Annotated in this window: 23 protein-coding genes and 3 pseudogenes (1 of these 26 cut by a window edge); 12 read left to right on the forward strand and 14 right to left on the reverse strand. The window is 42.1% G+C overall.

All coding sequences use genetic code 11. The annotated features are described in order from the left end of the window. The 6 genes and pseudogenes from LEP1GSC062_RS11350 to LEP1GSC062_RS11375 form a co-directional block, all read left to right on the forward strand. Window positions 1-231, forward strand: partial view of a DNA methyltransferase gene (locus LEP1GSC062_RS11350; RefSeq protein ID WP_039941882.1) — the final stretch only. 921 nt of this gene lie to the left of the window's left edge; the window shows 231 of its 1,152 coding nt (coding positions 922-1,152); its start codon lies beyond the left edge, outside the window; its stop codon occupies window positions 229-231. Window positions 232-734: 503 nt separating this feature from the next. Then, a pseudogene (gene flgG, locus LEP1GSC062_RS11355) lies at window positions 735-1,528 on the forward strand (flagellar basal-body rod protein FlgG). An 18-nt stretch (window positions 1,529-1,546) separates the two neighbouring features. Further along, window positions 1,547-2,431 (forward strand): flagellar basal body P-ring formation chaperone FlgA, encoded by an 885-nt coding sequence (gene flgA, locus LEP1GSC062_RS11360; RefSeq protein WP_010577873.1) that lies wholly within the window; start codon window positions 1,547-1,549, stop codon window positions 2,429-2,431. Beyond that, entirely contained in the window at window positions 2,428-3,171 is a 744-nt protein-coding gene (locus LEP1GSC062_RS11365) for a flagellar basal body L-ring protein FlgH (protein ID WP_010577874.1), read from the forward strand. The genes flgA and LEP1GSC062_RS11365 overlap by 4 nt, the downstream gene beginning before the upstream one ends. Next, on the forward strand, window positions 3,168-4,268 hold the full coding sequence (locus LEP1GSC062_RS11370; protein WP_020984308.1) for a flagellar basal body P-ring protein FlgI: 1,101 nt from the start codon (window positions 3,168-3,170) through the stop codon (window positions 4,266-4,268). Before LEP1GSC062_RS11365 ends, LEP1GSC062_RS11370 begins: the two co-directional genes overlap by 4 nt. After that, window positions 4,265-4,747, forward strand: a complete 483-nt coding sequence (locus tag LEP1GSC062_RS11375; protein WP_010577875.1) for a rod-binding protein — start codon at window positions 4,265-4,267, stop codon at window positions 4,745-4,747. Before LEP1GSC062_RS11370 ends, LEP1GSC062_RS11375 begins: the two co-directional genes overlap by 4 nt. 216 nt (window positions 4,748-4,963) lie before the next feature. On the opposite strand, the gene LEP1GSC062_RS11380 is transcribed toward LEP1GSC062_RS11375, so the two are convergent. The 9 genes from LEP1GSC062_RS11380 to groES all read right to left on the reverse strand — a co-directional run bounded on the left by LEP1GSC062_RS11380 (window position 4,964) and on the right by groES (window position 14,691). Continuing rightward, the gene (locus LEP1GSC062_RS11380; RefSeq protein ID WP_010577877.1) at window positions 4,964-7,213 is read right to left on the reverse strand and encodes a YhjD/YihY/BrkB family envelope integrity protein; all 2,250 of its coding nucleotides are present in this window, start codon (window positions 7,211-7,213) and stop codon (window positions 4,964-4,966) included. Between the two features lie 3 nt (window positions 7,214-7,216). After that, window positions 7,217-8,104 carry a class I SAM-dependent methyltransferase gene (locus LEP1GSC062_RS11385; protein ID WP_010577878.1) on the reverse strand — a complete coding sequence of 296 codons (888 nt, stop codon included), beginning with the start codon at window positions 8,102-8,104 and terminating at the stop codon, window positions 7,217-7,219. After that, window positions 8,080-8,727 (reverse strand): class I SAM-dependent methyltransferase, encoded by a 648-nt coding sequence (locus LEP1GSC062_RS11390; protein WP_010577879.1) that lies wholly within the window; start codon window positions 8,725-8,727, stop codon window positions 8,080-8,082. Before LEP1GSC062_RS11390 ends, LEP1GSC062_RS11385 begins: the two co-directional genes overlap by 25 nt. Next, the gene (locus LEP1GSC062_RS11395) at window positions 8,714-9,952 is read right to left on the reverse strand and encodes an ATP-grasp domain-containing protein (protein ID WP_039941896.1); all 1,239 of its coding nucleotides are present in this window, start codon (window positions 9,950-9,952) and stop codon (window positions 8,714-8,716) included. The genes LEP1GSC062_RS11390 and LEP1GSC062_RS11395 overlap by 14 nt, the downstream gene beginning before the upstream one ends. Window positions 9,953-10,395: 443 nt before the next feature. Continuing rightward, entirely contained in the window at window positions 10,396-10,893 is a 498-nt protein-coding gene (locus LEP1GSC062_RS11405; protein ID WP_010577881.1) for a DUF1579 family protein, read from the reverse strand. Between the two features lie 744 nt (window positions 10,894-11,637). Continuing rightward, window positions 11,638-11,850 carry a hypothetical protein gene (locus LEP1GSC062_RS21755; protein ID WP_020984298.1) on the reverse strand — a complete coding sequence of 71 codons (213 nt, stop codon included), beginning with the start codon at window positions 11,848-11,850 and terminating at the stop codon, window positions 11,638-11,640. A 127-nt stretch (window positions 11,851-11,977) separates the two neighbouring features. Then, the gene (locus LEP1GSC062_RS11415; protein ID WP_010577882.1) at window positions 11,978-12,643 is read right to left on the reverse strand and encodes an SIMPL domain-containing protein; all 666 of its coding nucleotides are present in this window, start codon (window positions 12,641-12,643) and stop codon (window positions 11,978-11,980) included. A 103-nt stretch (window positions 12,644-12,746) separates the two neighbouring features. Then, window positions 12,747-14,387, reverse strand: a complete 1,641-nt coding sequence (gene groL / locus LEP1GSC062_RS11420) for a chaperonin GroEL (protein ID WP_010577883.1) — start codon at window positions 14,385-14,387, stop codon at window positions 12,747-12,749. Between the two features lie 13 nt (window positions 14,388-14,400). Then, a complete protein-coding gene (gene groES, locus LEP1GSC062_RS11425; RefSeq protein WP_002619721.1) occupies window positions 14,401-14,691 on the reverse strand; it encodes a co-chaperone GroES in 291 nt (96 codons plus the stop codon). An 877-nt stretch (window positions 14,692-15,568) separates the two neighbouring features. Between groES and LEP1GSC062_RS11435 the strand changes: the two genes are divergently transcribed. The 5 genes and pseudogenes from LEP1GSC062_RS11435 to LEP1GSC062_RS11455 all read left to right on the forward strand — a co-directional run bounded on the left by LEP1GSC062_RS11435 (window position 15,569) and on the right by LEP1GSC062_RS11455 (window position 18,682). Then, the gene (locus tag LEP1GSC062_RS11435) at window positions 15,569-16,081 is read left to right on the forward strand and encodes a hypothetical protein (RefSeq protein WP_010577885.1); all 513 of its coding nucleotides are present in this window, start codon (window positions 15,569-15,571) and stop codon (window positions 16,079-16,081) included. Window positions 16,082-16,418: 337 nt separating this feature from the next. Continuing rightward, window positions 16,419-16,712: a nucleotidyltransferase family protein gene (locus tag LEP1GSC062_RS11440; RefSeq protein WP_010577886.1), complete on the forward strand. Its 294-nt coding sequence runs from the start codon at window positions 16,419-16,421 to the stop codon at window positions 16,710-16,712. Beyond that, window positions 16,702-17,052 carry a HepT-like ribonuclease domain-containing protein gene (locus LEP1GSC062_RS11445; protein ID WP_010577887.1) on the forward strand — a complete coding sequence of 117 codons (351 nt, stop codon included), beginning with the start codon at window positions 16,702-16,704 and terminating at the stop codon, window positions 17,050-17,052. Before LEP1GSC062_RS11440 ends, LEP1GSC062_RS11445 begins: the two co-directional genes overlap by 11 nt. A gap of 668 nt (window positions 17,053-17,720) precedes the next feature. Beyond that, window positions 17,721-18,178: pseudogene (locus LEP1GSC062_RS11450) on the forward strand (hypothetical protein); the annotation flags it as partial. Window positions 18,179-18,337: 159 nt separating this feature from the next. Then, a complete protein-coding gene (locus LEP1GSC062_RS11455; protein ID WP_039941897.1) occupies window positions 18,338-18,682 on the forward strand; it encodes an Mpo1-like protein in 345 nt (114 codons plus the stop codon). Between the two features lie 303 nt (window positions 18,683-18,985). On the opposite strand, the gene LEP1GSC062_RS11460 is transcribed toward LEP1GSC062_RS11455, so the two are convergent. Continuing rightward, a complete protein-coding gene (locus tag LEP1GSC062_RS11460; RefSeq protein WP_176082379.1) occupies window positions 18,986-20,269 on the reverse strand; it encodes an adenylate/guanylate cyclase domain-containing protein in 1,284 nt (427 codons plus the stop codon). A gap of 244 nt (window positions 20,270-20,513) precedes the next feature. On the opposite strand from LEP1GSC062_RS11460, the pseudogene LEP1GSC062_RS24770 reads away from it, so the two are divergent. Continuing rightward, window positions 20,514-20,645 (forward strand): annotated as a pseudogene (locus LEP1GSC062_RS24770) (oxidoreductase); the annotation flags it as partial. Window positions 20,646-20,904: 259 nt separating this feature from the next. Here the strand turns inward: LEP1GSC062_RS24770 and LEP1GSC062_RS11465 are convergent. The 4 genes from LEP1GSC062_RS11465 to fliJ form a co-directional block, all read right to left on the reverse strand. Next, entirely contained in the window at window positions 20,905-23,151 is a 2,247-nt protein-coding gene (locus LEP1GSC062_RS11465) for a TonB-dependent receptor (protein ID WP_020984321.1), read from the reverse strand. A 603-nt stretch (window positions 23,152-23,754) separates the two neighbouring features. Further along, a complete protein-coding gene (locus LEP1GSC062_RS11470; protein ID WP_010577894.1) occupies window positions 23,755-24,138 on the reverse strand; it encodes a transporter in 384 nt (127 codons plus the stop codon). 13 nt (window positions 24,139-24,151) lie between these two features. Further along, window positions 24,152-24,799, reverse strand: a complete 648-nt coding sequence (locus LEP1GSC062_RS11475) for a periplasmic-type flagellar collar protein FlbB (protein ID WP_010577895.1) — start codon at window positions 24,797-24,799, stop codon at window positions 24,152-24,154. Window positions 24,800-24,957: 158 nt separating this feature from the next. Then, window positions 24,958-25,518 carry a flagellar export protein FliJ gene (gene fliJ / locus LEP1GSC062_RS11480; RefSeq protein WP_010577896.1) on the reverse strand — a complete coding sequence of 187 codons (561 nt, stop codon included), beginning with the start codon at window positions 25,516-25,518 and terminating at the stop codon, window positions 24,958-24,960.

Consider the following 25,518-nt stretch of genomic DNA (forward strand, 5'->3'; position numbering starts at 1 on the left):
CTCAAGTCGAACGGGGTTTGTGTCATGGAAGTGGGTGATATCAAAAAGGGTTCCGCTGTTTTCAATTTGGACGAGTACGTGATCCGGGCCGCTTCCGGTTCTGGTTTGGAATGGGAAACAACTTTTATCAATGACCAAAAGTTCACGAAACTTTCCAATTGCTGGAACGTTTCGAATAACGAAAAAGGTACGAACTCAAATCGTTGTGTGGTCTTTCGAAATTTTAAGTAACGTGAGTTCGGCACGATTCATTTTTCTGTGGGAATTTGAACTTTGTAAATTGATTCTTAAAATATGGGAACTAGAACAAATCGCGATTTTACGAACAAATTCTAAAAGTAGGAACCCCTACTTTTAGAAAATTTTTTCTTATTTTCTTACAACTCTGCTCACGTTAAGTAAGTTTAGAATTCCCGCTAAAATGTGAGGAACTCTAAACGAAGTTCGTCCCATAAAAAGTTGACATAAAATTACTCTAAAAATTCGAAACTTTCGTTCCCTATCGGTCGATCCCGAAAAAGTCAAAATCTGAATTTTCCTCAAGACCTAAGTTTTAGAATGTGGGAACTCCTATAAAAACAGCTTGTCCGTAAAAAATCCTTCCAATCGAACTGAAGTTAGCTCGAATCAAATTACCACAAAACATCTTTTTCTTGAAAATAGGGGGCTTTGGGCTTCATCAATTTCCGAAATCGACCGAAAACTTAAAGGAAGAAGAGGGTTACCGGAATATGATGCGCTCACTCTGGACGGCTGCCACGGGAATGATTGCCCAGCAGTTCCATATCGATACGATTTCGAACAATTTAGCAAACGTGAATACAACAGGATTCAAAAAAATCGCGCCGACTTCGAGGATTTGGTTTACCAACACCAGGTTTTAGCCGGAACTCCGGCCACTTCCGTAAGTGAGATTCCTACGGGAGTCAATGTGGGTCATGGGGTGAGGGCGGCGGCTTCGCAAAAACTTTTTGAGATCGGTTCTTTTCAAGCGACCGGAAATAAATTGGATATGGCGATTACCGGAGAGATGGGGTTTTTTAAAATCCAGATGCCGGATGGGAGTTTTGCTTTCTCCAGAGACGGATCTTTTAAGATAGATTCAAACCAACAAGTAGTGACGTCTAACGGATATCTTCTCGAACCGCCGCTTATTCTTCCCGAAGGAGCGATCTTGAACACACTGATGATTTCCGAACAGGGGGAAGTCACCGTAAAAGTCGGAGCGGATATCCGTCCGATCGTGATCGGTCAGGTGGAATTGTATCGTTTCGTAAACCCGGCGGGTCTTCAAGCGATCGGAAAAAACTTATTTCAAGAAACGGTGGCGTCCGGACCCGAAATTCCGGGAACTCCGGGTATGGAAGGATTCGGAAACGTACTTCAGGGATTTTTGGAAATGAGTAACGTAAAGATCGTGGAAGAAATGGTGAATATGATCGTCGCTCAAAGAGCTTACGAGTCCAATTCGAAGGCTATTCAGACCTCGGACAATATGCTATCCACTGCCATTTCTCTCAAGAGATAAGAATTTTATAAATTTCTTATGAAGTTTGCGCGGATTCTCATTCTTCTTGCCTTGGGCGCCGATTCACTTTGGGGGTCCGGGATTTATCTCAAAGGTAGGGTGGTCGTGGAAGGGGAAGAAGTTCGTTTATCTTCCGTCGCTCGGATTCCGGACGGATTCGAAGACCGTGTTCTCATCCAGGATTTAAAGCGCCCCGTGTTTGTCGGATCCAAAGACATTTTGAAGATTTACGGAGATTTGAATCCGATCGTGGTAGGAAAGGAAACTTTGATTCTTCCTTTGAATCATACCTTGAAACCAGAAGAAATCGAGGAATCGCTTACCGACGAGATCAAAAAGAAACATCCGAACGGGGAGTTCAAACTTACGTTTTTATCCGGAGATATCAAGGTTCCCTCGGAAGGTGTCCTACTTCGTTGGGCGAATCTTTCTTCCCGTTTGCATCCGGGACAACTTATGGCCTCTCTGGAAATATTTTTTCAAAATCAAAAAGTTCATACCTTGAGGATTCGTTTTCAGGTGGAACAAAAGATAAAAGTATTAAAGGCGAGTCGTCCTTTGAACAAAGGGATCAAAATCGTAAAAGAAGATTTCAAAGAAGAAGAGACCTTGGTTTCTGAGGAAATTTTGGACTCCCCCGGAAGCGAGTTACTGGGTTCTACTCTTTTAAAAGACATGAGCGAAGGTGAGATCTTCCGTAAAAAACACGTTCGTAAGATTCAGGACGTTCAAAGAGGAGGAGAAATTCTAATGATCTATCACAAAGGGAGTCTCGTCCTCAAAGCAAAAGTAAAAGCTCTGAGTTCCGGAAATATCGGGGAAGAAGTTCAGGTTATGGCTCATTCCAGAGAGGGGCAGTTGAGGGCGAAAGTCGTGGATAAGAATACGGTGGTCGCGGAATGAGGTTCGATTCGATTCTCGCAGGTTTATATTCGGGTCTGTGGGACAGGATCTTATCAAAAAGTTCAAGATTGAGTTTTTGGGGAACAGGCGTTCTTCTTCTATTCTGCGTTTTCGCGGGAAACCAATCCAGTTTGAAAGCACAAGAATCCTCCCTTTGGGCGGATAAAAATCCGTATTCCATGCGCCAGAACATCAAGGTCGGATCTCCTCTCTACGTTAAAATCAAAAACGGTCTACAGGCGGAGTTCGAGCTCGAATCCAATGCGGACGAAACTCTGACCTTGAAAGTTATGCCCGATAAAAAGATCATTCCCGATATGCCATCGTATAACAGCGATCGTACGATTACTCGAAAAAATAAGGGGAAGATCAAGTCTGTGGGGAAAATAAAAGGGAACTTGACGGTTCTCGTGACCGCAGTGGATCCGAACACGGGACTTTTGAGCATCCGGGGACAAAAAATGAATGTGATCAACGGGGAGGAAAATAGCCTTTTTTTATCGGGAACGGTTTCTCCGGAATTTGTGGAAAAGGATTCCTCCATCGATGCGGATAAGATCGCCGATCTTCAGGTGAACTTTAACGGAAAAATCAAACGCCAAGAAGTAATTCCTCCGATCGCTTTAAAAACTGTCACAAATCCGGACGGTTCCGTAACAACCAAAGCCGAACTTTCGGAAGAAGAAAAACAAAGACTGATTCTGAACCAACTGAACCGACTTTTGGGAGAATCACAATGAAATTCAAATATTCTATTTTTTGCATGCTTTCAGCGGGCGGAGTCCTTCTTTTTGTGTCCCTTTTTTCTCTAAACGCGGCAGAGCTTAAGCTGAAAGACATCGCAAGAATCGAAGGAATTCGAGAAAATCAGATCACGGGATACGGAATCGTAGTCGGTCTCCCTGGAACCGGAGATAGCAAAACTCCTTTTACTTCCGAAAGTATGAAAAATTATTTGAAAAACCTCGGAGTGGAAGCCAATCTCAAACCGGATCAAACTCGAAACATCGCATCCGTTTTGATCACCGCTACGATACCGACTTATTCTCGCAAAGGGGATAAGTTGAACGTAATCGTATCTTCCATCGGAGACGCTAAGTCCTTAGAAGGAGGAGTTCTCCTGCAATCTCCTTTGAAAACCGCCGGGGATAAAACATTCGCGGTGGCTTCGGGCGTGATCTCTTTCGGCGGAAGACAGGAACAGGAAAGAGGGAGCGGCGCGAGGGGAAATAAAAAGACGGTCGGAATCATTCATGGAGGAGCGATCGTCGAGCAGGAGTTGGATCAGAATTTTTACGCTTCCGAAAGAATTCAGATTCAACTTGAAAATCAGGATTTTACGGCTTTAAACACGATCGTCTCTCGGATTCGTTCCATTCTTCCCGGAAAACACGGAATCGGACCGGAATCGGTTGTTCCCGTTTCTCCTTCCGAGATCAATATCGTTCTTGGAAAAACTTTTGAAAATAAGTCCGACGCTTTCTTAACTTTATTAAGCGACATTGAAAATCTTACCGTCGAAACCCAGGTCAGGCCGAAGGTGATCATCAACGAAAGAACCGGAGTTATCGTAATGGGCGGTAACATTACGATCGAAGAGGTTGCGGTTTCCCGTTCCGGTTTGAATCTTTCCGTCACGGATAAAAACCGGAGACGCAACTGGTTTGGAAAAGAACAAGAACCCGTTAAAAACTCTTTTTTGATCGAGGAATCCACGAGCGTAGGTGACGTGGTCGAAGCCTTGAACAAGGTTGGAGCCTCTACCAGGGACATCATTGCAATCTTAGAAGCTTTGAAAAAATCGGGCGCGTTACACGCGGAGTTGGAGATACAATGAGAATCGATTCCATTCAAGATTACACAAATAAATTAAATCTGGTCGAAAAACCCGAAGTCAGAAGTCTGATTCATATCGAAAATTCTAATAAAGAAAAACGGAATGTTTCCTTTCCGGAATTGCTTCGGGAAGAATTTAATGAAAAACTTTCTGGCAAAATCAGCTCTTCTGAAATTCGCATGCCGCATAACATCAAGGAAGAAACTGCGGCCGATCCGTATCGCAAAAAACTCTATTCCGCTTCTGTTGAATTCGAATCGGTCTTTGTTAAGATGATGCTTACCGAAATGAAAAAGACCGTGGAAAAATCGGGTCTCATCGACGGAGGTCACGCGGAAGAGATCTTTGAAGACATGCTCTACGACGAATATTCCAAAAATCTTTCGGCGAATTCTTCCTTGGGTCTTGCGGAACAGATCTATCAGTCTTTCTCTTCCAAACTTCCTCCGGTCAACGCCGGGACCGATCGTAAGGCTTAAAATGAAACGCATTCCGTGAAAAGTTGTTTTGAAGTTTTGTTCGGAAAATGCCGGAATCGTTTTTACTTTTACTCATCTCTACATAATAGAGTGTCTAAAATTCTGCGTCTAAACGTGGGATTTGTGCTCAAATTAACGGTACTCTATTTTATAGGAATCGGCAAAAGCGAACTTGATTCTGTACTAAGTTCTATTCTTCAATACGAAAAATCTTTGTTAGTCGATTAAATCTCCAAACTTGATTCCGTCCAAATCGTTCTGCAGTTTTTCTTCCGTTTTTTCGATTTTGGAATGGATGTTTCCGGGAAATAATTTCAGTTCCTTATCTCCCGTTAAAAGAGGTTCGGGGATTTTTCGATAAACGTCTCCGATACTCAAATCTCCCGGTGCAATGATCGGAACAAATTCGTTTTTCCTCGTCTCCGATAAAAATTCCAATTCGCAGAGTTTTTTGGTCAATACTGGAATCTCCTCTTCTTTCAAACGTGAAACCTGGGAAAGTTCGATAGAAGAAGAGGGTATCTTTTTTTCTCTTTGAATCCGATATGCGGACTTTAAAATCAAAATCAATTTTCGAAACTCGTTGCTCGGTGAGGTATGAATTTCATCCGGAGAGTGAAGAGGAGCGAGGTATCTTTCTCTGAATTGAAGAGACGCGGTGATTTCCGCACCGAACAGAACAATTAAAGAAAGTGAATATACTCCCAAAAGAAAAATCGGAATCGCCGCTAAAGCTTTGTAGATAATCATTGTGGTCTCGCTGAACGAAGAAAGATACACATGAAATCCCCAAAGAAAGACAAGAAAGATGATACCCGTAACCGCCGCTCCTGCGGAGGAAGCTTTTAGGGGAACCTTCGTATTCGGAATCAAAGAATAAAGACTTAGAAAAAAGAGCCAAATTCCAGAGAGCGGAAATAAAATTCTCAGGAAAGAATAGATCGTAAAAACGCTGTCTCCTCCGGCGATTAGAGTGGTCACAAATTTCTGATCTTTGGATTCTGTAATACTGATGGTGCGATATTCGCCTACGTTGAGCATTTTGATCTTTCCGTTTTCTTTTCTTTCCAAAAGAAGATTGGCCCATAACTTACCGTTCATCGGGGTATAAAATGGATTCCAGTGATCTCCTAAATCCGTGGAAATGAGTATATTCCCCAGGCTATCCATAAGAAATAATTCCGTTATATCGGGTCCCGTAAAGGACCAGATACGGATGAAGTTATATCGTTTGTGGCGCAGTTCGATCCAGCTATTCCCTCCGTCTTGGGAACGATACAAAACTCCTCTTTCTCCCGTCAAAAAGATATCCCCGTTTGTAGTTTGATGGATGTCATGGAACGCCAAATGAGTCAGTCGATTCGGATAAAAATTAAATCCTCCATCGTTGCTCGTCCATACGGTCCCGGATTCGTCCGCGATGTAACCTTTTAATGCGTCTGGAAAATAGACCTTGGAAGCGTTCATCTTCAACCTATCTTTGAAGATCGGCTTGAAGGAAATTCCTTCGGGAATATAGTGTAGAACTTCTCCATTTTTGAATATAATGAAAATGTTATTTTTATTGACGACTTCTATGTCCTTGAGTTCGACTCCTTCAAACGAGGTCAGGGTCCAGACGGAGGATTCGATAGGTTTGATTAAGAGAATCCCTTTTGTGGAAAGGGCATAGATAATTCCTTCGCTGATTTTAATACGAATAAAATCGGAATCTCCTATATCCGGCTTTTTGCAGAAGTCCAATCCTCCGCCTAAGTTGTCTAAACATTTCATGTTTTCAAAATCGATTTCGTCTTCCCGGATCGAATATTCCTTTTTGAGGTTGGAATCCATTCGAAAGAAGGTTCCGTTTTCTCCGCTCACCCAGATTTTACCGGAAGGATCTTTTTCCATGGAAAAGTAGTGGGAAGGTCTGAAAAAATCGATGGTCTTTTTAGCGATTCCTTCTCCGATCACGAAAAGAAGAGGACCTATCGCCAAGACGAAAAAATAAAACACGAATTTCTGAAAGAGGGATCTGTTGGAGCGAATCTTCCAAATTCCGTTGAACGCATTTTCCAGAGAACGTAAAACTGCGGTAGCCGAGAATACCAAAATCACAAATCCGATGGCTCCGATCTGAGTCGCAGTATCGATCAGTTCTCCGATCGTTTCGAGATACGTGTTGATATCCACGTTGATGTTACTTTGTAGAATGAAGGTGTTGATCGTGTCGAAAATTTCCTCTTTTCGATTTTCCAAACCGGAAGTGATCGTGATCAAAGATAACGCAACCGTGAGCATCGGAATCAAAGATACGATTGTCGTATAGGAAATTCCGGAGGCTTGCATGAGACAATCGTCTTTGATAAAGCGATATGCGGAACCTACGATGATCCGGATGAATAGAACGAAAATTTTTAGAAAACCTTTTTTGGGAATCTTATCGGAATCGGCCAACCAACCCGGTTTAAATAGATGTAACATTGTTCATTCCGCCTTGAAGCTATACAGAACCATGGACGAAGTCAAAGGCCTGCCTTGATTTTTGAGTTTACTTTTCCAGTGGTAGACACTGATTCGAATCCATTTCCAATAATCTTTCCAAGAGCGGAAACTTCCTCTTGACTTGAGTAATTTTGCGAGAAGTGAAAAATCAACTCCGAGATAAATGATGTGATCTCTAAAACCCGAACGATCAAGAATTTTTTTCAGATTCGATTCCGAATAATAATAAAAATGTCCCGGAAGATAATAGTGGTAGCTTGCCCCCGCATCGATCGCTTGCATACCTTCGAAATTTGCGGTTTGTAAAAGTAGCAATCCTCCCGGTTTAAGAATTCGACGAAGCTTTTGAAAAACGCGATCCGGTTGTGAAAGATGTTCGATCACCTCTACGAGAGTGACCACGTCGAAAAAATTTTCGGGAAGATCCGCGTCTAGAAATTCTCCCTGATATACTTTGAATCCCCTGGATTTTGCGGCTTCGGCGGAGTAGGAAGAGATTTCCACACCGGCGACTTCGAAGTCGGCTTCTTTTGCGCAATTCAGAAAACCTCCGAAGGAACAACCGATATCTAAAAATTTTCCTTTCGGTTTAAATTTTTGGATGTTTTTAATGCGGGCTTTCCAAACGTATCGATCGAATTTTTCGGTTTGTCTTTCGTCTCGATAGGAAAAGTCCGCATTCCCGGAGTAGTATTTTTCCGTGTAAAGTTCGGAAGGTTTTGGTCTTGGATACTGAGTTTGAAGACCGCAGCCGCTACATAGATAAATTGGAATATTATAATTTTTAAATGTGGAGTAATATAAGAATTTCCAGTCTTTATTTTGACAGCAAGGACAGGTTTCGCTTAGAGTTTTGCCAGAAAAATCCAATGACAGATCCTTTCTTCCAATTTTCCCAAAGGAGTTCTTTCTGTATAACCGAAATCGGTATGGGAAAAATCCTTTAAATCTTCTTTCAATTCTTCTAATGTATAAAAACGGGAGTAAGCCCCTTTTAAGTCTGCGGCTCCGATCACAGTTCCCTGCGCCTGAAGATGGGTGTCCCCGACTGCTCGTACCGACCCAGCTAGATATCCTCCTTTTTTGAGAATTCTGATTTTTTCCTTTAGAATTTCTTGAGTAGATTTTACGGAATTGTAGTGTAATACCCCCCAACTTACGATCACGTCGAAAAAATTCTCTTCGAAAGGGAACGGAGGATTGCCGCCTAACGAAGCTTTGACGAAAGGATACGTTTCTTGAATTGTTTTTACGGAATTTTCCGTATAGTCCATCGCATAAACTTGATAACCGAATTCGTTTAATAAAACGCAGTGTCTTCCGGAACCCGTCCCGAAATCCAAGGCTTTCCGTTCCGTTTGTTTATCGGAATAACCGGCTCCGATTTTCGAAAGCATTCTGACCAGATTTTCATCGGGATAGCCTAACCTGGATTTGGTTCTTGTATAATGTAGGTTCCAGGCGGATCTGGAAGAAGGTTCAGACGGATTCAAATTTACCTTCCAGTCTTTGTAGAACGGATTGTTTCCAATTTTCCAAAGTCTGATCGTTTTGATCGGGGCCTAAGATCCCGATACTTCGAGTTCTTACTGCGTTTCCTTCCGACGTTCTTAAAATTTCTCCATGTTGTTTCAACTTGCGATCGAATATGATTTTTTCTTTTCCTTTTATAACGAATTCGGAATGTTCGACAAGTTTGGACTTTCCTTCGGGAGGCGCGGAGAAAAAGATTCCCGCATATTTTTTAGGAATTTTCGAATAGTTCAAAAACGGTTCGATTTTTTCTCCCGTTAAAAGTTTCACTAAATTTTCGAAATAAGAAGAACCGAAGTAATTCGGAATCAGAGTGTCTGCTAAAAATTCTCCTCCGACTTCCGGGACCGCTTCGATCAGATAGATTTCTCCTTGCGGATTGATTCTGAATTCGGCGACGAATGGGCAGTCGTTCATCTTAGTCGCTGCGGCCAAAGCCCTGCAGTTGAGAAGAATTTCTCCGATCAATTCGCAGCGTAAGAAAGGAAGAGTATGAGCGATTTCTAAATAAGGCGCGTACTTCGTCACATCCTTATGAGAGATGGACGCCGGAAAAAACTTTCCGTTTTGAATCAGTCCGCAGACTGTGATTTCAAAACCCGGAATGTATTCTTCTGCGATCCATTCTTCCTTATCCACATTCGCCTTCTTTTTGGATACCCTTGAAGGAGAGTTTTTTTTCTTGGATTTAAGAAAGGATTCCCATTCTTTCGAATCGTGAAAGGTTCTGATTCCTGCCTTGCCGCTTCCCTGAGAAGGTTTGTATACGAAGGGGAATTGATTTTTTAAGGTACTTATATCATAATTTTCCGGAGTTAAAATTCCTATCTTCTTTGCGGTTTCTTTGAGCAGATTTTTATCCGAACAGATCTCCACACTTTCAAGACTAGCATAACGTAGTTTTAATTTGTCGGCTATGTAGGAAGCGGTGTAAGTCGCTTTTCCGTAAGAGCGAGTCCCGACTCCGAGAATTTTTCCCTGAAGAGGGATTTCGGAAACCGTTTTGAGAATTTTACGATATTCGGTGACGGATTCCATAATCCTGAGAGAGGACATTCTCAAACCAGGCGCATGGTTGTTTCGGTCCACGGCGATCACCGAGTAACCGAGTCCGATCGCAGCGGAGATCAAGGGGACTTGATTGGATCCGGCCCCGATGGAAAGGAAATATCCCTTTTCTTTCATCATCCGTAGGTTTCTTTTTACACCTGAGAAAGTCAAAGGATTTTTACGAGCCGCATGACTTGATCTTAGTAGGAAGCGGATCGGTGTGGAAGCGTTCGTTTTCCCTTCCGAATTTTTTCCTCGTAGGAATCATTTTGGTTTCGTCCTGATGAACATGAACCGCTATGAGACAACGGATTTCCGCACAGGTTTTGAAGCTAAGAGATTTACGTGTAGGCGAACCAGTCCGATAAGACTTGAGATATTCATCGTTCAAAACTGTTTGTGCGCTTCGTGAACTCGCGTAAGTTGTGAGTTGGCGAAGATCTGAAACCTTTCGTTGTCTTCGATTTTTGCGGTGTTTTCTTGATGCGTTTTACGTGTTTGACTGAGGGGAAACTGGATCGATAGGTTTTGGGGAAGAATTCAATCTTCCCTTGTCTAGATGAAAAGGGAAGGATTCTTTACGAAATGCGTTCGTATAGGATTCGAACTCCTCCCGCCTTTTCTCCGTTCGGTCTGAGGTTTTGGGAGAAGATGATCAGTTTGTCATCGCCGTCTTTTTCCAAACTAGTTTTCCAACCCCAACTGGTTTCCGGAGTTTCTCCGCCGTAGTGTCCTGTGAACGACCATTCTTTCGCGCCGGGGCTTCCTTCGGAGAATAAAATTCCGGTTCCCATTCCGAAACTTTCGACCCAAGCGGACTCGTATCTTTGTTTGTCGATATGATATCCGTAGATCGCGATTCCTTCGAAAGGTTCTTTTCCGTAACTTCCCTTGTATTCGTGAAGAAGAAATCTTCCGCCTAATATGAGTTTAATGGTTCCCGCTATCGGAGATTCGTCGGTGACTTCTCCCTCTTTGAACATCATCTGGTTGACGCCTTTCCAATTGCCCGTATAAGATTCGAATTCTTTGTGAACGCCTTCTCGTTTTGAGGTTTCAAACTTTTCTTTACTCATGACTGGGAAGCTAAATTCAATCTACGAAAGAAATCAAGAAGAATTTTTCTTAGAATGAAATTTGCCGATCATTCAAAAGAAGTTCGTATGTTTGATCAAACTCCGTTCTATTCTACGATGCTCGGTTTTAGAAAATACAATTCTTCCACAAACTTACGATGAGGTCTAAAGCCCCCGATCGGATCTATATTCCAATAAATAAATATGTTTTCTCGTTCGGATTTTCGTTTTGTATCAAATTGGATACGGTTGACTCTTTCAATCAAAGGTATTTTCTAAAGTTCAACTTTTTTAGATTCCGTTCCTTTACTACTCGGACGCATGAAAATGATACTCGAAAATAAGCGGTCGGTTTTGCAAAAGTACAACGGTTCTCAAAAATTAAGTCAAATCGGGAAATTTCGACTTTTTAGAGGAAGATTCCAACATTCTAATTTTCGAAATAGTTTAACGTGAGCAGGGTCGTAAGAAAGTTTGGGCGAATAAGAAACTAAAGTGCAACGACTCCCTGAACTCAGGCGCAGAGCTTTCCTGAACTCAGCAAACACCTTCCTATGGGTCGGTGTTTAGGTCGCTCTGCGGGTCGTCGTCGCACGCTCGCGAATTTCATAGATAAAATGGCTCGCGACCGCGCTTTAACTCAATGTTGCTGCCTACGATCGCAACATAATGCTCCAATTCCTTCGGAATTTAACTCAATGTTTCTCCCTACGGGTCGAAACATATAATCGCTTTCGCATTTTGTTATACCGAACTCGCGTTAACTATCAACATGGAATGGAGGCTTTGAATCGCCTGCAATCTAGATATCCACTCGGGAGAATTTTCCACAACCCCTCTGACTGACATTTCCCGCCGAAACCTTTGAAAATCGGAATACTTCTGATCTACAATCGGATTCAGCTTCCAACCATCTTTATATGTGCCGATGTAAAGTGGAATACCTGGCCGCTTCAAAAGAATTCCGTAGAATCGAACTCTTCACTGAAGTTGCCTATTCGTTTTTTTAAAGTTTTGTCGAGAGATTTGCCGTTTAGAGCTTTCCTGGAAACAACGGACTCGCTTTTAAAACTATTTTTCCGTTTTACTGAACTTCGAATTCCACACTGGCTCTTGCTTGGATTGTTCTTTCGCCGACGGAAATGGGGGAGGAGTCATCCTTTCCTTTCTTAAAATAAACGACCTGAGGATTGATCATAGAATCGGATTCGACTATTTTAAGTGCAGTTACATTTGTTTTTCCGATCGACTTCGCAAGCACGAGCGCTTTGTTTTTCGCATCCTCATACGCCGCTGCAAGGGCTTCCTTTTCCTGAGTTTTGGTAGACTCCGTCTTAAAGTCGATTCCGCTTACTTGGTTGACTCCGAGTTTTTGAATTTCTAACAGTAAATCCTTATAGAGTTTTAGGTCTCTAAGTTTGAGAAGAATTCCGGAAGAGGCGAGATAAGGTCTTTGTTTTCCCTCTTGTAGATATTGTCTTTGCAGAGTGTAATCGGTGCTGTAAATGTCTTTATTCGAGATTTTGAATTTTTTAGAGAGTGCCTGAATTACGTTAGACGTTCTTTCCAGATTTTTTTCCTGGGCCACTTTTGGGTCCGGGTCTTCCACTTCCACGGAGAAATTCATTTGCACGTAGTCGGTTTCCACGATTGCGGTTCCGTTTCCGGAAACGGTGATTATTTGTTTCGTTTCGGATAAGATTTCCAGAAACGGCACCGTAAAAAGGAGGAGGGAGAGGAATTTCTTCATAAGAGTTCCTGAATATTCTTAATATATAAAATTTTATACTAAAAAAGGCGGAAGAGTAAACTCGACCGCCTTTCGCGATTTGGTAAAAATGGGTGTGGATGAATTACATCATTCCGCCCATTCCTCCCATACCGCCTCCGCCCATTCCCGCCATTGGGTTTGGAGCGTCTTTTTCCGGCTTATCGGTGATCGTAACTTCGGTAGTTAAGATCATGGAACCGATGGAAGCCGCGTTTTGCAGAGCGGAGCGAACCACTTTCGCAGGGTCTACGACACCCGCAGCAACTAGATCTTCCCAAACCATGGACAGAGCGTTAAAACCTTCGTTTCCTTTTTTAGCCTTTGCGTGTTCCACGATCACGGATCCTTCCAGACCGGCGTTGTTTGTGATCATGCGAATCGGTTCTTCCAAAGAACGGAAAATAATTTTCGCTCCGGTCGCCTCGTCGCCTTCCAGTTTCAGAGCGGCAACGGCTTCTTGAGCTTTGAGAAGAGTCAAACCGCCGCCGGGAACGATCCCTTCTTCCACGGCCGCACGAGTCGCGGAAAGAGCGTCTTCCACACGGGCTTTTTTCTCTTTCATTTCCACTTCGGTAGCCGCTCCGACGTGAATGACCGCAACTCCACCCGCGAGTTTTGCGAGTCTTTCTTGGAGTTTTTCTTTGTCATATTCGGAAGTAGTATCCTCGATTTGTTTTTTGATCTGACCGATCCTTCCTTGGATTTCCTTCGTTTGACCTTTTCCTTCGATGATCGTAGTGTTCTCTTTATCTACGGTCACTTTGTTCGCACGGCCGAGCATTTGAAGGGTGGTATTTTCGAGTTTCATACCAAGATCTTCGGAAATGACTTGTCCACCTGTCAAAATAGCGATATCTTCGAGCATCGCTTTTCTTCTGTCTCCGAAGCCCGGAGCTTTTACCGCAACACAGGAGATGGTTTTTCTGAGAGTGTTGACAACGATGGTAGCCAGTGCTTCTCCTTCCACTTCTTCGGAAATGATCACGAGAGGTTTGCCCGCTTGAGCTACCTTTTCGAGAATATGGATGAGATCTTTCATGGAAGCGATCTTTTTGTCGTAGATCAGAATATAAGGATCGCTTAAAGTAGCGACCATAGATTCCGCGTCGGTAACCATGTACGGAGAAATGTAGCCTCTATCGAACTGCATTCCTTCTACCACGTCGAGAGTGGTTTCGATGGACTTCGCCTCTTCGACCGTGATCACTCCGTCTTTACCGACTTTATCCATTGCGTCTGCAATCAGAGTTCCGATCGTATCATCGTTGTTAGCGGAGATACTGGCGACGTTTGCGATGTCTTTTTTGTTTTCGATCTTAACCGCTCTTTTTCGTATGCTTTCCACGGCTGCTGTTACCGCTTTGTCGATCCCTCTTTTAAGAGACATCGGGTTTGCGCCTGCGGTTACGTTTTTCAGACCCTCGTTGATAATGGATTGAGCGAGAATGGTTGCAGTGGTGGTTCCGTCGCCTGCGACGTCGTTTGTCTTTGTGGAAACTTCTTTTACCATTTGTGCGCCCATATTTTCGAGAGGGTCTTCAAGTTCGATTTCTTTCGCAACGGTCACACCGTCTTTTGTGATGGTTGGCGCTCCGAATTTTTTATCGATTACTACGTTACGACCTTTGGGGCCGAGAGTAACTTTTACCGCGTTCGCGAGTTTGTTCACCCCTTCTAGGAGCTTACGTCTTGCTGTTTCGTTGTATTCAATATCTTTAGCCATGATTTACTCCTGATTATTTTTTAACGACGGCCAGAATATCGCTTTCACGGATGATGAGATATTCTTTGCCTTCCGATTTGATTTCAGTTCCGGAATATTTTCCGTAAAGGACGGTATCGCCTACTTTTACTTCGAGAGGAACGAGTTTCCCGTCTTCATATTTACCGCTGCCTATTTCGACAACTTTTCCTTCTTGTGGTTTCTCTTTTGCCGTATCAGGAACAAAAATGCTACCGATCTTTTCCTCGGCTTCCTGTCTTGGTTCTACGAGGACTCTGTCACCCAGAGGTTTAATCGATGCCATAGACTAACTCCTTAAAATTATAAGATTAGCACTATATTTGTGAGAGTGCTTATTTAGTTTTTCATTAAAAAAAATGGCCCCAAAAGGGTCAAGCACTTTAATGGGGAGAGTGCTAAATTTGATTGGAATTCCGTGAGTTTCCGTGCCGTAATCGATACAATCGGAAAGATTTTAATCCTGTTTTTGCCTGAAATGCGTTGGCTTTTTTCGACTGAAAAAAAGGAAAATGGACAAAACCAAAAGTTAAAACGGCTGAGAGCAGAATCCAGCCGTCCAATTGCGAAGGTTCAGTGCACTATTGAAACGCGAAATCGTGATGGATACAGAAAGTAAAGTGACGACGATTGCCGAGGTAAGTAGAGAATATTTCGGTAACGAGAAATTCGATTTAAAAGTGGATCTCTAAAAACCCGCATTTTTTTGAAAATCTATATTATAAAATGCTTTATTTATAACAGCGTTTTGCGCCTATCCGAATATCGAAACGAAAGTTTTTAGAGGTATTCGTATTTTTTCTTCCACTTCTCTACCATAAATCGGCGGGAACTCAACACAACGTTTGCCTATGGATCTCTATTTCTTAGCTTCGCTAAGAGCCAATCGCGACGAACTCAACCTCGCTCCTATGGTCGCTCGGTTGTGGATCGCGTTGTGGAAATTCGAACGGTCATCGAAGAAGAACCGGACTTGACGACCTTCGTAGATTCGGCTATTTTGGGCGTTTATACGCCATTCGGTTAGGCGGTTTTTAGTCAACGTACGGCGAGTTAGAGTTAGACGAACATTGCGCCGGCAGAGCTTTTGTAATCATGCGCGCCCTCCATGGCGCGCATTTTGTGGCATGTTCACCCATGTTCAAGCAGAGAGGACCAGCTAATTGTTTGATATCTACATAACAAAATTCCCCGCACCGAATCTAATCGCGGACGAATATTTGGCTTCGCTACTAGCTGCGCGACCGCAGGACACGACCGGCGTCTGGTTGGGCCTATCCATTCCATATCAGAGTGCCGCATTGCTTGCGAAGGCAATTACGACTGCCCGTGGATTTGTGAAGGTCATCGCCGAAGAATATCGTCATCCAAAAATTGCCACTGCGCAAGCCTTGCCTATCGCATATAAAGAAATTATGCGTAAGCGCGACTTAGCAACAATCGAAATGGGAATCCCCGTTATGCTTGGCGAGGTTGTTCTTTACGGCCTTCTAGATTCCCCCCGGGTGTGGATCTTTTCGGCACAATCGCCCACATTGCAGAATCTCGGTTACATGCCGGGTGGCATCGCAGTCAACATTGATAAGCTTACCGGAGAAATCGTTACCGATCACGAACTGATGGCAGACAGTGATCGTCTTAGACTTGCGCAGGGCGAAGTGTTTCCGGATGAATGATTGTAGGGCTGCGCACTTTTACCCGGTCCGCGGCATCCCTGCCTCGCCCGGTAGTAAATATTCTGCCGGGCAACGTCGGCTAACTTCATCTCCTCGCTTCGTTCGAGATTTGCTCCGCAAACTCTCACTCCGGGCTAAAGCCACATTGCTTTGTCACTTCGGTTCGCGAGCCGCGACTAAGGTCGCTCGAACCTCGTGCCAACCGCTTCACGCTCAGGCGTTCGCGGCCGCAACGTCGAGGAGACTCTTTCGTTAGGCGACAGTCCCGCAAAGGCCTTAATTCTGTGACAAAATTCACTCGACAAATGAAAGTCGGATTAGCAAATTTATTAATACTATGAATCGCGAACAAGTTTTAGAGAATATTCGGAAAAATATTGGAATCATCCAATCTTTTGGGATAGATTCAATTGGTTTATTCGGATCGGTTGCCAGAGATGAGAATACTCAAAATAGTGATTTAGATATTCTTGTAAACTATCGTGACGGTCAGCTTAATTTAGATTCATATATGGATTTAAAGTTCTATTTAGAAAACTTATTTCAGTGTAAGGTAGATTTAGTTACTAAATCAAGTATTAAGCCTTATCTTAAGAGCCGAATTTTAGAAGAAGTAATATATGCAGCGTGATTTCGGTGCATATATACAGGATATAATTGATAGCATTAATGAGATCGAAAAATTTACCGCTGAAATAAACTCAAAATCTGCACTTATTAGTAATATTGAGAAAAAAAGAGCTGTTGAGCGCGATATAGAAATTATCGGTGAAGCAGTAAAAAAACTTCCAGAAAGCTTACGCGGTTTACATCCTGAAATCGAGTGGAAGAAAATAGCTGGAGTAAGAGATATTCTTGCTCACGGTTATTTTTCTATAGATGATGATATTATTTGGGATATAGTTACCAATCGTTTGTCCTCGTTAAAAATTGCTTGTACAGATTTATTAAATAACGTGAGTTCGGCGTAAGAAAATCTGGGCGAATCGCCTGCGGATTTCATAGATAAAATAGCTCGCGACCGCGCTTTAACTCAATGTTGCTGCCTACGATCGCAACATAATGCTCCAATTCCTTCGGAATTTAACTCAATGTTTTTCTCTACGGGTCGAAACATATAATCGCTTTCGCATTTTGTTATATCGAACTCACGTTAAATAAAGTTGTCCGCTGAAAACCGGATTGCATAGAGTTTATCGACTTCGTTTAACACTGGAAGAACTGTTTCGTCGATCTGCAAATACTTCGATTTAAAAAAGTTTTCTTTTTACACCTTCGATCCTAGAAGAAAGTTTTCATAGACTGCCCTATATTTGATTTTGCGCTTTTTACAATACTTTCGTCGCGATAACCCGTTTTCTGACAAACCTTTTCGACCATTCTATTTTGACTTTTTTGCCAATCGTAGCTTAACTCAATTTCTGAATTTGCAAAGGTGTGAGTAATTGAGCGGTTATAACCAAACAAAGTATTGATCCTTTGTATGTAAGTTCGCAAAATGCAAGGATCTTTAGAAATGAAGTTTACGTCTAACTCAAGTTACTACAGTACGAACCTGCTTGAATCAAACGCAAAATCGTCTATTTGCAAAACGTCCGCAAAAAATATTTCTTCCCTTATTTCTTTTTCTTAAGGAGACTTGAATGTTGAAATACATATTAAAAAAATATATTCCTGTTCTTTTGTATTTGTGACTGCATTTTTTGGAGGATGCGGAGAAGGGGAAAATTCGAATTTGTTCGGAATCTCTTCCTTGAAAAATTCAATTTTGAATTTAGTCGATTTACACTCTAGAAATTTGACCGCGGTTCCTTCCGGAGGACTTTACGTGTTCGTCTTATACGGACAGTTCTTCAGTTTCACCTCTTATTCACAACGGAAACTTCGCGGGCATTTCCGGCGCGGACGCGTATTGCAATTCCCATATTCCTTCCGGTTTACCGGGCCGGATACTATTCGGAATTTGGACCGGACTTCAGTCCAATTGGAAAACGGTCCCCATCTACACAACTTTGTTCTTCCGGATCGCAGCCTTGGACAAACGGAAGTGCACCCGTTCAAGGTGGGATTGGATATACGAATTACAAAGGTGGAACTTAGGGATTCTCGCGATCGTAAATGAATTCTGCAGTAAATTAAAGAAACTGTATGTAGAGTTAGTTTTGGAAGAAAATCAGCTCGATTTGTTTTAGCTCAAATGACTTGATTTTTAAGACCGTAGTCGGTACAATCGGAGAAAAAAGAGGATTGGCAATTATGGCAACCGAAGCTACTCCAAAAACTTATACTACTTTCAAGGAATTCTGGCCGTTTTATTTGGGAGAACATTCTCATCCGATTAACCGCGCTCTTCATTTTATTGGCACTTCCTTTGCAATTGGCTGGATTTTGGCGGCTATCGCCAATTTCGATCCGTTTTATATTCTTGCTGGATTGTTTTCCGGCTACTTCTTTGCTTGGATCGGTCATTTTTTCGTTGAGAAAAACCGTCCCGCGACTTTCACATACCCGCTTAAATCGTTTATGGGCGATTGGGTGATGTATTTTTACATTCTCACCGGACAAATCGGTAAGGAATTGGAAAAGATCGGCAAAAAGTAAGCTCCAAAAAATATGGGAACTACTATTTTTGGGCGCATTTCTCAAGCTAAGGCTTGAGAGCTGTCGCTTCGCTTTAGCTGAGTTGCTTCCTAAAACACGACGCATAGGGAGTTGTTTTATTGAGTTTCCTGGGCGCATTTCTCAAGCTAAGGCTTGAGAGCTGTCGCTTCGCTTTAGCTGAGTTGCTTCCTAAAACACGACGCATAGGGAGTTGTTTTATTGAGTTTCCTGGGCGCATTTCTCAAGCTAAGGCTTGAGAGCTGTCGCTTCGCTTTAGCTGAGTTGCTTCCTATGGGGCGCAACTCATCCCCAAACAACTTCGTAGATTTGAAGTGGTTCTTCTTTTCCTTTGACTTTGACACGGGGCATACGGTTGAGAGTATATTTTCCACCTAACAACTCCATGGTTTCTTTCGAAATGAGAAAAGGTTTTTTTAAAACTTTACAGAGGGACTCGATGCGGGAAGCGGTGTTGACTGCGTCGCCGATGACCGAATATTCTCTGTGAAGATCGCTTCCTACGTTTCCTGCAAAAACTTCTCCCGTATGAATTCCTATACCGATAGAGATCGGAGTTTTTCCTTTCGATTTTCGAAGTAAGTTCCATTCGGCGAGACGTTTCTGCATAATGACTCCGCAGCCGACCGCATTTCTTGCGTCTACTTCCGCCGAAGGAGAAGGATTAGGTGTGCCGAATGTCGCCATCACGGCATCGCCGATATATTTGTCCAAGGTTCCGTTGTTTTCAAAGACGCATTCCGTCATTATTTTCCGAAATTCCGATAGAAGCTCGCCGAGTTCTTTCGGATCCATGTTTTCGGACATCGAGGTAAAGTTGCGAATGTCTAAAAAAAGGATACTTACAATTTGTCGATTTCCGTTTTGAAAAGTTTCCGGATTTTCCACCATTTCGTTTACAATCTTAGGCGAAAAGTATCTGGAAAGTTCGGTCTTTTGACCTTCTACGATTCCGATTCTTTTTACCATCGAGATTGTCCGGAAAATTCCCATGGAAATCATCATCGCGAAACAAAAATACAAACCCGGTTTGCCCGCGACTATATCTTCGATCAAAATGTTCGGACCGCTGACATAACTCCCCCAATCCTTTGTGTACATGAGCTGACCTTGAGAAACCGCAACCCATAAAATCGAATAATAGATCAAATAAAAGAGAAATAGCCCAATAAAAACGAAACGGATTTTAAACTGCAAAAGGGAATATATAATTGGAAATAGAAAGAAAAGATTAATCGGATTCTTCAGAGCGAAACCTAAATCCACATTCTTTGTCGTGAAGGTATAAAAAAGCAAAACTCCGAGTATGAGAAGGTATTCGGTAAACAAAGTTATATAATTGAAAACGCTTACGACGGAAAGGGGAGAGACTCGGATGACGATCGTATGCACGAAGGTTAAAGAAAGATAGATCAAAAATGCGATGAGGTTGAATTTGTGGTTTCCATTGTTGACGTTGACGATGATCTGAACCAGAAAAAATAAGGCGATTAGATAACGAAAGTAATTTGTGATAATGATTCCGCTTCTTTCTTCTTTTTTGAGAACTTCCAAAACGGAATCCGGCATGGACTTTCTATCCAATGTATGAAGCGCTTTTTTGATCAATAGGAGTATGTTCACAAAGTTCAAGATAGAAACTTCCGGGTTCGAGATCAATTCTTTCCGGGAAGAGAAATTGATTTTAAAAAAAAATCTTTCATAAAAAAGGAAGAAACGCATTCTTTTCGCATTTTGTAGGAGAAGAGGTAGTTATGGTTCGGAAATTAGCGTTAGTCGCAGGTGCGACGGGCCTGATCGGAAAATATCTTTTGGAGGAATTCGAAAATATAGATCGATTCATGGAAGGACTGTCGCTAAAGCAATGATCCGTATCGCGGAAAAGGAACCGACCGGAGTTCGTATTTTAGAGTCGGATCGAATTGCAATCGTAGGCGAAAATTGACTTTGTTCCCGTATGACGAACTGTAAACGTGTTTTACGTTTTCTATGACAAAGATATGTTTCGTTGTATCGTGAGAGTTTTCAAGTTGGGAACTTTTTTTCGTTTGATTACGCACTACGGAGACGTATAGAAATAATACGAAAAATCAAAGAAATTCCCGCATTTCCAATACTTTGAAAGGCTTTTATACGTCTCTGTGGAATTTCTATTCGTTTTGGGAAGACTTTCCGATCGGAGAGCGTGTTCAATTGCAGATAACTTAGAATTTAGCACTGACCGTAAACAAAAATTGTCTTGGAGGCCCCGGGGTCGGATTTGGGATAGACGATACAAAATATCTCTTATTCGATACGTTGGTGCAGTTAATCTGAAAATAATAGTAACTGTATTTATAATAAACGGACGCATCGTACAATCCGTAAGGCGGGACAAAAAAAGAGTTCGCGTTATTCGCAGCTATTGAATCTACATAACGTCCTCCTAATCCAAATCCAAGACCGGAAGAGAACGTATAAGTAGTCCAAAAATTCGCTGTATTTCTGGGAACATTGATCGGTCGATTTCCCTTATAATCCATTTCATTACCATTTGAATCTGTAAGGCGAAAAAATTCCCACTCCGCAATTGTATGCGCATAACCGGATTTGAAACTCCATTCTTTGGTTAGGTGAAAATCTATATTGAACTCATAACCGTTGGTTCGTAGTTCTCCCGCTTGGTCGTAGAGAGGAGGGCGAGAATTTACTAAAACGGCAACGTCGTACTTTCTTGCCGTAAAGAGCGCTGTCGTCAGTTGGACTCTCCCTTTTGCAAATTCAATTCTTTGACCAATCTCAATCTGTTCTCCCTTTTCTGGTTTTAGTTGTTTGCCGCTCGTATTGATAAACGTCACCGGAACAAACGCGGTGGAATAACCTATGTACGCGGTATAATAATGGAGGGGCTGATAAATCAATCCGACTCGGTAAGTAAAAACCTTAGCATCGGATCGAGTTCTGTCGGAAGGGGAACCGGATTTTGAAACATAGTTATCGTTTAGGTCGAATAATTTTTCTGTTCTACTTTCTCTAAGCCAACTATCATATCGACCGCCCAGAAGGAACTTTATGGCTTCTGAAAATTCCATCAAGTCTTGAAAATATAAGGAATGTATTTGCTGGTATAAAGTTTTTCGGTTGGTAAAATTCTCCGGTAGAGGTTGAACTGGATCGATCTTAGGATATTGAAGATTAACAGAGGTCGTGCCTTTTGGAAAGTATCTCTGTCTATGACGACTGATCATCCAGTGGTATTCATAACCCGATAGCAACTTATGTTTAAACCCGGTTTGAAAAGTCCAATTTAGTTCCACGGTTCCTTGTAAAGGAGATCTCCTGGTTTCAAAATGAAGGTGGTCGCGTTCTATCGTATTTTTATCGATGGAAGAGTGAGTCAAATCTTCTGCTGCAAAATAATAGTAAGTTTGTGGTAAATAGGATATAAAGGACCTCATGGAAAGAATATTAGAAAACTTGCTATCTAGCTGGATTTTGAAATTTCCACTATTGTTCTTAAGGTAATCGTCGTTTGTATTATAGTTATTGTTCAAGGAAATTCCTGGCTCCACCAAGTTGATCTTAGGATCCTTTGATTTCGGGAGACCCGCATCCGGTTTTGTAAAGTCGAAGGTTTTTCCGGAAGAAATTGACAAGGTATGTTTTTGCGAAATGTCCCATTCTAAAGTGGAAAATACGTTATTTAAAATATAAGAATTTTGCCTAAAACCTTTGTACTGAGAAGTTGCCGCATCTATTCTATATCGGACGGATTCGGTACCGATTGGTCCGGTAGCCCCGACGGAAGTTCTATGTGTACCAAAACTTCCCTCTGTAAGAGAAAACTCGTAGCTTGCTTTTTTTTGGGGCTTTTTACTGATGATATTAATCACACCTGCCATCGCCCCTTGGCCGTATAAAACGGAATTGGGTCCTTTCAGAATTTCAATTCTTTCGACGTTTGCAAAGTTGCTCATAGGGGAACTGTTTTGAATGAGAAAAGTATCGTCCCTAACTCCGTCTCTGAGCAAAAGAGCGTTACGTGAATCTAATCCTCGGATAGTGAGCGTATTAAATCCGCCGTAATTCTGGATTGCGAAGATGCCTGGAGTGTAAGATATAACAGAGAGCCATTGGTCTGCAGAGCGGGCCTTTATCTCATGGGCGTCGATTATATTAACGGTAGCCGGAATGTCTTTTAAACGGACATTTTGCTTCATACCCGTCAGGCCTCTTTTTCGATAACCTTTTACTAATATACCGTCAGATCCATTCCCATCTTCCGGATTGTCCTTATTTTCTCTATGGATCGTTTGTTTCTCCGGTTTTTTCTTATCGGATTCCTGAGCGATGACTTCAATAGGAAAAAGAAAATTTCCTAAAGACAGAACGCTTAAGAGAAAGTGGAAAAAACATCGAAGCACATCAATCGGATAAGAACGACGACCAATCAATTGCCTAAATTTTTCCATAAGACAGTTGCCTCTAAAAACATAATATTACTTAGAGGATGGCCCGATGCAAAACGCAATCACTCAAGTTGGACGAATCCAACAAATTGTTCTCATGAAGCGATTCAAAAGAAATGAATTGAAAGCAAAAACACACCATATCCACGAGAGTGTTTCTTAAAAGAGGAGTATCCGACTTAGAGAATTCTTACACAATCGAAGAATTCAAACATTACGGTTGCGGGCCAGCACTGGACTTTCACCAGTATTCCTCCAAATATAGATTGCACGCTAAAAAGAGTCATAATAAATGCAAGATTTTTTACATATTCGGTTGGAATTGTATTTTTCTTTGAGATAGTTTATTTAATGGTAACTAACGTAATCTCGGAGTAAAAAAGAGAAAGACTTATTACTGATTTCTACATAATAGAGTGCCCAGGATTCCGCCTTTAAATGGAAATTTATGCTAAAATTGACGGCACTCCTTTGTGTGGAAATTAGTAAGAACCCGACTCAAAACCTTAAGAAAAATGATCCGGCAAGTATCTAAAAAAAAATGCGGGAGTTCCTCTAGATTAGATTGAATTGGCGGTTAATACCGCACATGAAACCAAGTAACGTTTATCTGCAATCTGGAGAATCGACCAAAATAAAAGGCATCGAGGTAAGAACTCCGTTTGATTTCAATTCCCGATCTTTGAGATAGAAACCGCAAACGGAAACGTAACTTCCTACTTGGATATTGGAGATTAAGGAAGTTGAATCCGAATCCAAAGCAACCGGCTTACCGGAAAAGTAGACCAAAAAACGAATCGAATTTCCTTTATACAAGATCTCCGAAACCGTTCCGGAAATTTGGATTGTTTTTCCGAAAGCGGCGGAAGGATTGGAAACAAGTTCATAGCCGCTGATTTTTTTGGTAGCGTTCTTTTTTGCTAGGACGGGGGATTCGAATAACAGTAAAAAAACGAAGATGATAAAAAGTGATCTGATTGCGAAATTCATGATTTCTCCGGAGTTATGGATTGGCCTCTATAGCGTCGTCGGGGATGCCGGGGGTTTTGATTCCACTCGACCTACCGAGCCATTTATTTGTAATCATTGCGCGCCTATCCGCGGGAAAAAGAGTTAAGAGATAAGTAGTAATCGTCGGTCTTCCGTCGTCTTCCGCGTCTTTGTCCATCTGAATAAAAACGTCGATGATGTCTCCATCAGGCCAGTTTGTGAGCATACCGACCGCGGATTCAGGGGGCATATTTCCTACTTTGTCCGCGAGAACCTTTACGAGTTTTTGACGACTATTCTTTTCCGAGTCGGCCGATTTCATTTCTTTTTCTTTCGTGATGAGGCCCTGACGCATCTCCTCAAGCTTTTCCATTTCCGCTTCGAGCTTTCCTTTTTCGGCCAGAAGTTCCGCCTTTCTATTTTCCAACTCGTCTAATTCTTCCGCAAATCTTTCCTGAGCTTTGGCGAATTCCAATTTTTGGAGTTCCGTCGGAGATTCGTTATCTTGGTTTACGAGGGCGGGCTCTTTGCGAAGAAAGGGGAGAAGTTCCGCAGCGTTGATGATTTGGAAATAATCAAAAACAAAAAAGCCAATTCCCAACAAGAATAGGATGAGAAGAACGAGATATGTGGCTCTTGCCTTATCGCTTAAAGATGCCATACTAAACCTTTAGATCGATTCGATTTCCGTTGATCTTATTTTCCAATAGTTCCGCTTTCTTTTGAAAATCGGAGATTTTCTTTTGAAGACTGAGGATAGAATCCGTCGTTTGCGGGGAATTTACGGCAGTGACGTTTAGGATTTTCTGAAACAGGGATTCACTTTTTGTATCTGTCGTAGAGTTTTTTGATTTCTGAAGCTCCCGAGTCGTCGGATTCGGTTCTTGAGCTCGTATCGTACGTAAAGATTCTCGGAGCAGGTTCAGTTTCAGAGGATTCATAATTTTTTCTCCATTGGATGGATTTAAGCTGATTGTAATGTTCTTCGAGTTCGAACTTTTCTCTTTTGAAGTATAATTTTTTGTAAGCCTTGTATTGGTTCTCTTTGAGGATTTCCAAAATCTTACGATCTTTTTGAGCCAGAATCAACTCGGCTCTTTTTGCGTCGAGTTCCGGCTTTTTATCTTCGATATCGGATTCCAAGTTTTCGTTTTGGGTGATGAGAGAACGGATATAACCCTGATGAAGTTGGTAATCTCTTAAAGAAGCTCCGTGGAGAGAATCTCCGGTTAGAAATTCTATTTGTCTTTCGTTCTCTCGAATGGAATTGCGGATCTGATTGATTTCTCCCGCGACGAGGGAGAAACTTTTAAGTTTCTCATCTTCTTTTTTCTTACGGAGATTTAAAACGGGTTCCAGATTGAATTGAAATCGTTTCAA

The sequence above is a fragment of the Leptospira alexanderi serovar Manhao 3 str. L 60 genome (assembly GCF_000243815.2).
GTDB classification, from domain to species: domain Bacteria; phylum Spirochaetota; class Leptospiria; order Leptospirales; family Leptospiraceae; genus Leptospira; species Leptospira alexanderi.

Coding starts and splice junctions, on each gene's coding strand:
- flgA (WP_010577873.1), top strand. CDS start 1,547: ATGAAGTTTGCGCGGATTCTCATTCTTCTTGCCTTGGGCGCCGATTCA.
- LEP1GSC062_RS11365 (WP_010577874.1), top strand. CDS start 2,428: ATGAGGTTCGATTCGATTCTCGCAGGTTTATATTCGGGTCTGTGGGAC.
- LEP1GSC062_RS11370 (WP_020984308.1), top strand. CDS start 3,168: ATGAAATTCAAATATTCTATTTTTTGCATGCTTTCAGCGGGCGGAGTC.
- LEP1GSC062_RS11375 (WP_010577875.1), top strand. CDS start 4,265: ATGAGAATCGATTCCATTCAAGATTACACAAATAAATTAAATCTGGTC.
- LEP1GSC062_RS11380 (WP_010577877.1), bottom strand. CDS start 7,213: ATGTTACATCTATTTAAACCGGGTTGGTTGGCCGATTCCGATAAGATT.
- LEP1GSC062_RS11395 (WP_039941896.1), bottom strand. CDS start 9,952: ATGAAAGAAAAGGGATATTTCCTTTCCATCGGGGCCGGATCCAATCAA.
- LEP1GSC062_RS11405 (WP_010577881.1), bottom strand. CDS start 10,893: ATGAGTAAAGAAAAGTTTGAAACCTCAAAACGAGAAGGCGTTCACAAA.
- LEP1GSC062_RS11415 (WP_010577882.1), bottom strand. CDS start 12,643: ATGAAGAAATTCCTCTCCCTCCTCCTTTTTACGGTGCCGTTTCTGGAA.
- groL (WP_010577883.1), bottom strand. CDS start 14,387: ATGGCTAAAGATATTGAATACAACGAAACAGCAAGACGTAAGCTCCTA.
- groES (WP_002619721.1), bottom strand. CDS start 14,691: ATGGCATCGATTAAACCTCTGGGTGACAGAGTCCTCGTAGAACCAAGA.
- LEP1GSC062_RS11440 (WP_010577886.1), top strand. CDS start 16,419: ATGAATCGCGAACAAGTTTTAGAGAATATTCGGAAAAATATTGGAATC.
- LEP1GSC062_RS11445 (WP_010577887.1), top strand. CDS start 16,702: ATGCAGCGTGATTTCGGTGCATATATACAGGATATAATTGATAGCATT.
- LEP1GSC062_RS11455 (WP_039941897.1), top strand. CDS start 18,338: ATGGCAACCGAAGCTACTCCAAAAACTTATACTACTTTCAAGGAATTC.
- LEP1GSC062_RS11460 (WP_176082379.1), bottom strand. CDS start 20,269: ATGCCGGATTCCGTTTTGGAAGTTCTCAAAAAAGAAGAAAGAAGCGGA.
- LEP1GSC062_RS11465 (WP_020984321.1), bottom strand. CDS start 23,151: ATGGAAAAATTTAGGCAATTGATTGGTCGTCGTTCTTATCCGATTGAT.
- LEP1GSC062_RS11470 (WP_010577894.1), bottom strand. CDS start 24,138: ATGAATTTCGCAATCAGATCACTTTTTATCATCTTCGTTTTTTTACTG.
- LEP1GSC062_RS11475 (WP_010577895.1), bottom strand. CDS start 24,799: ATGGCATCTTTAAGCGATAAGGCAAGAGCCACATATCTCGTTCTTCTC.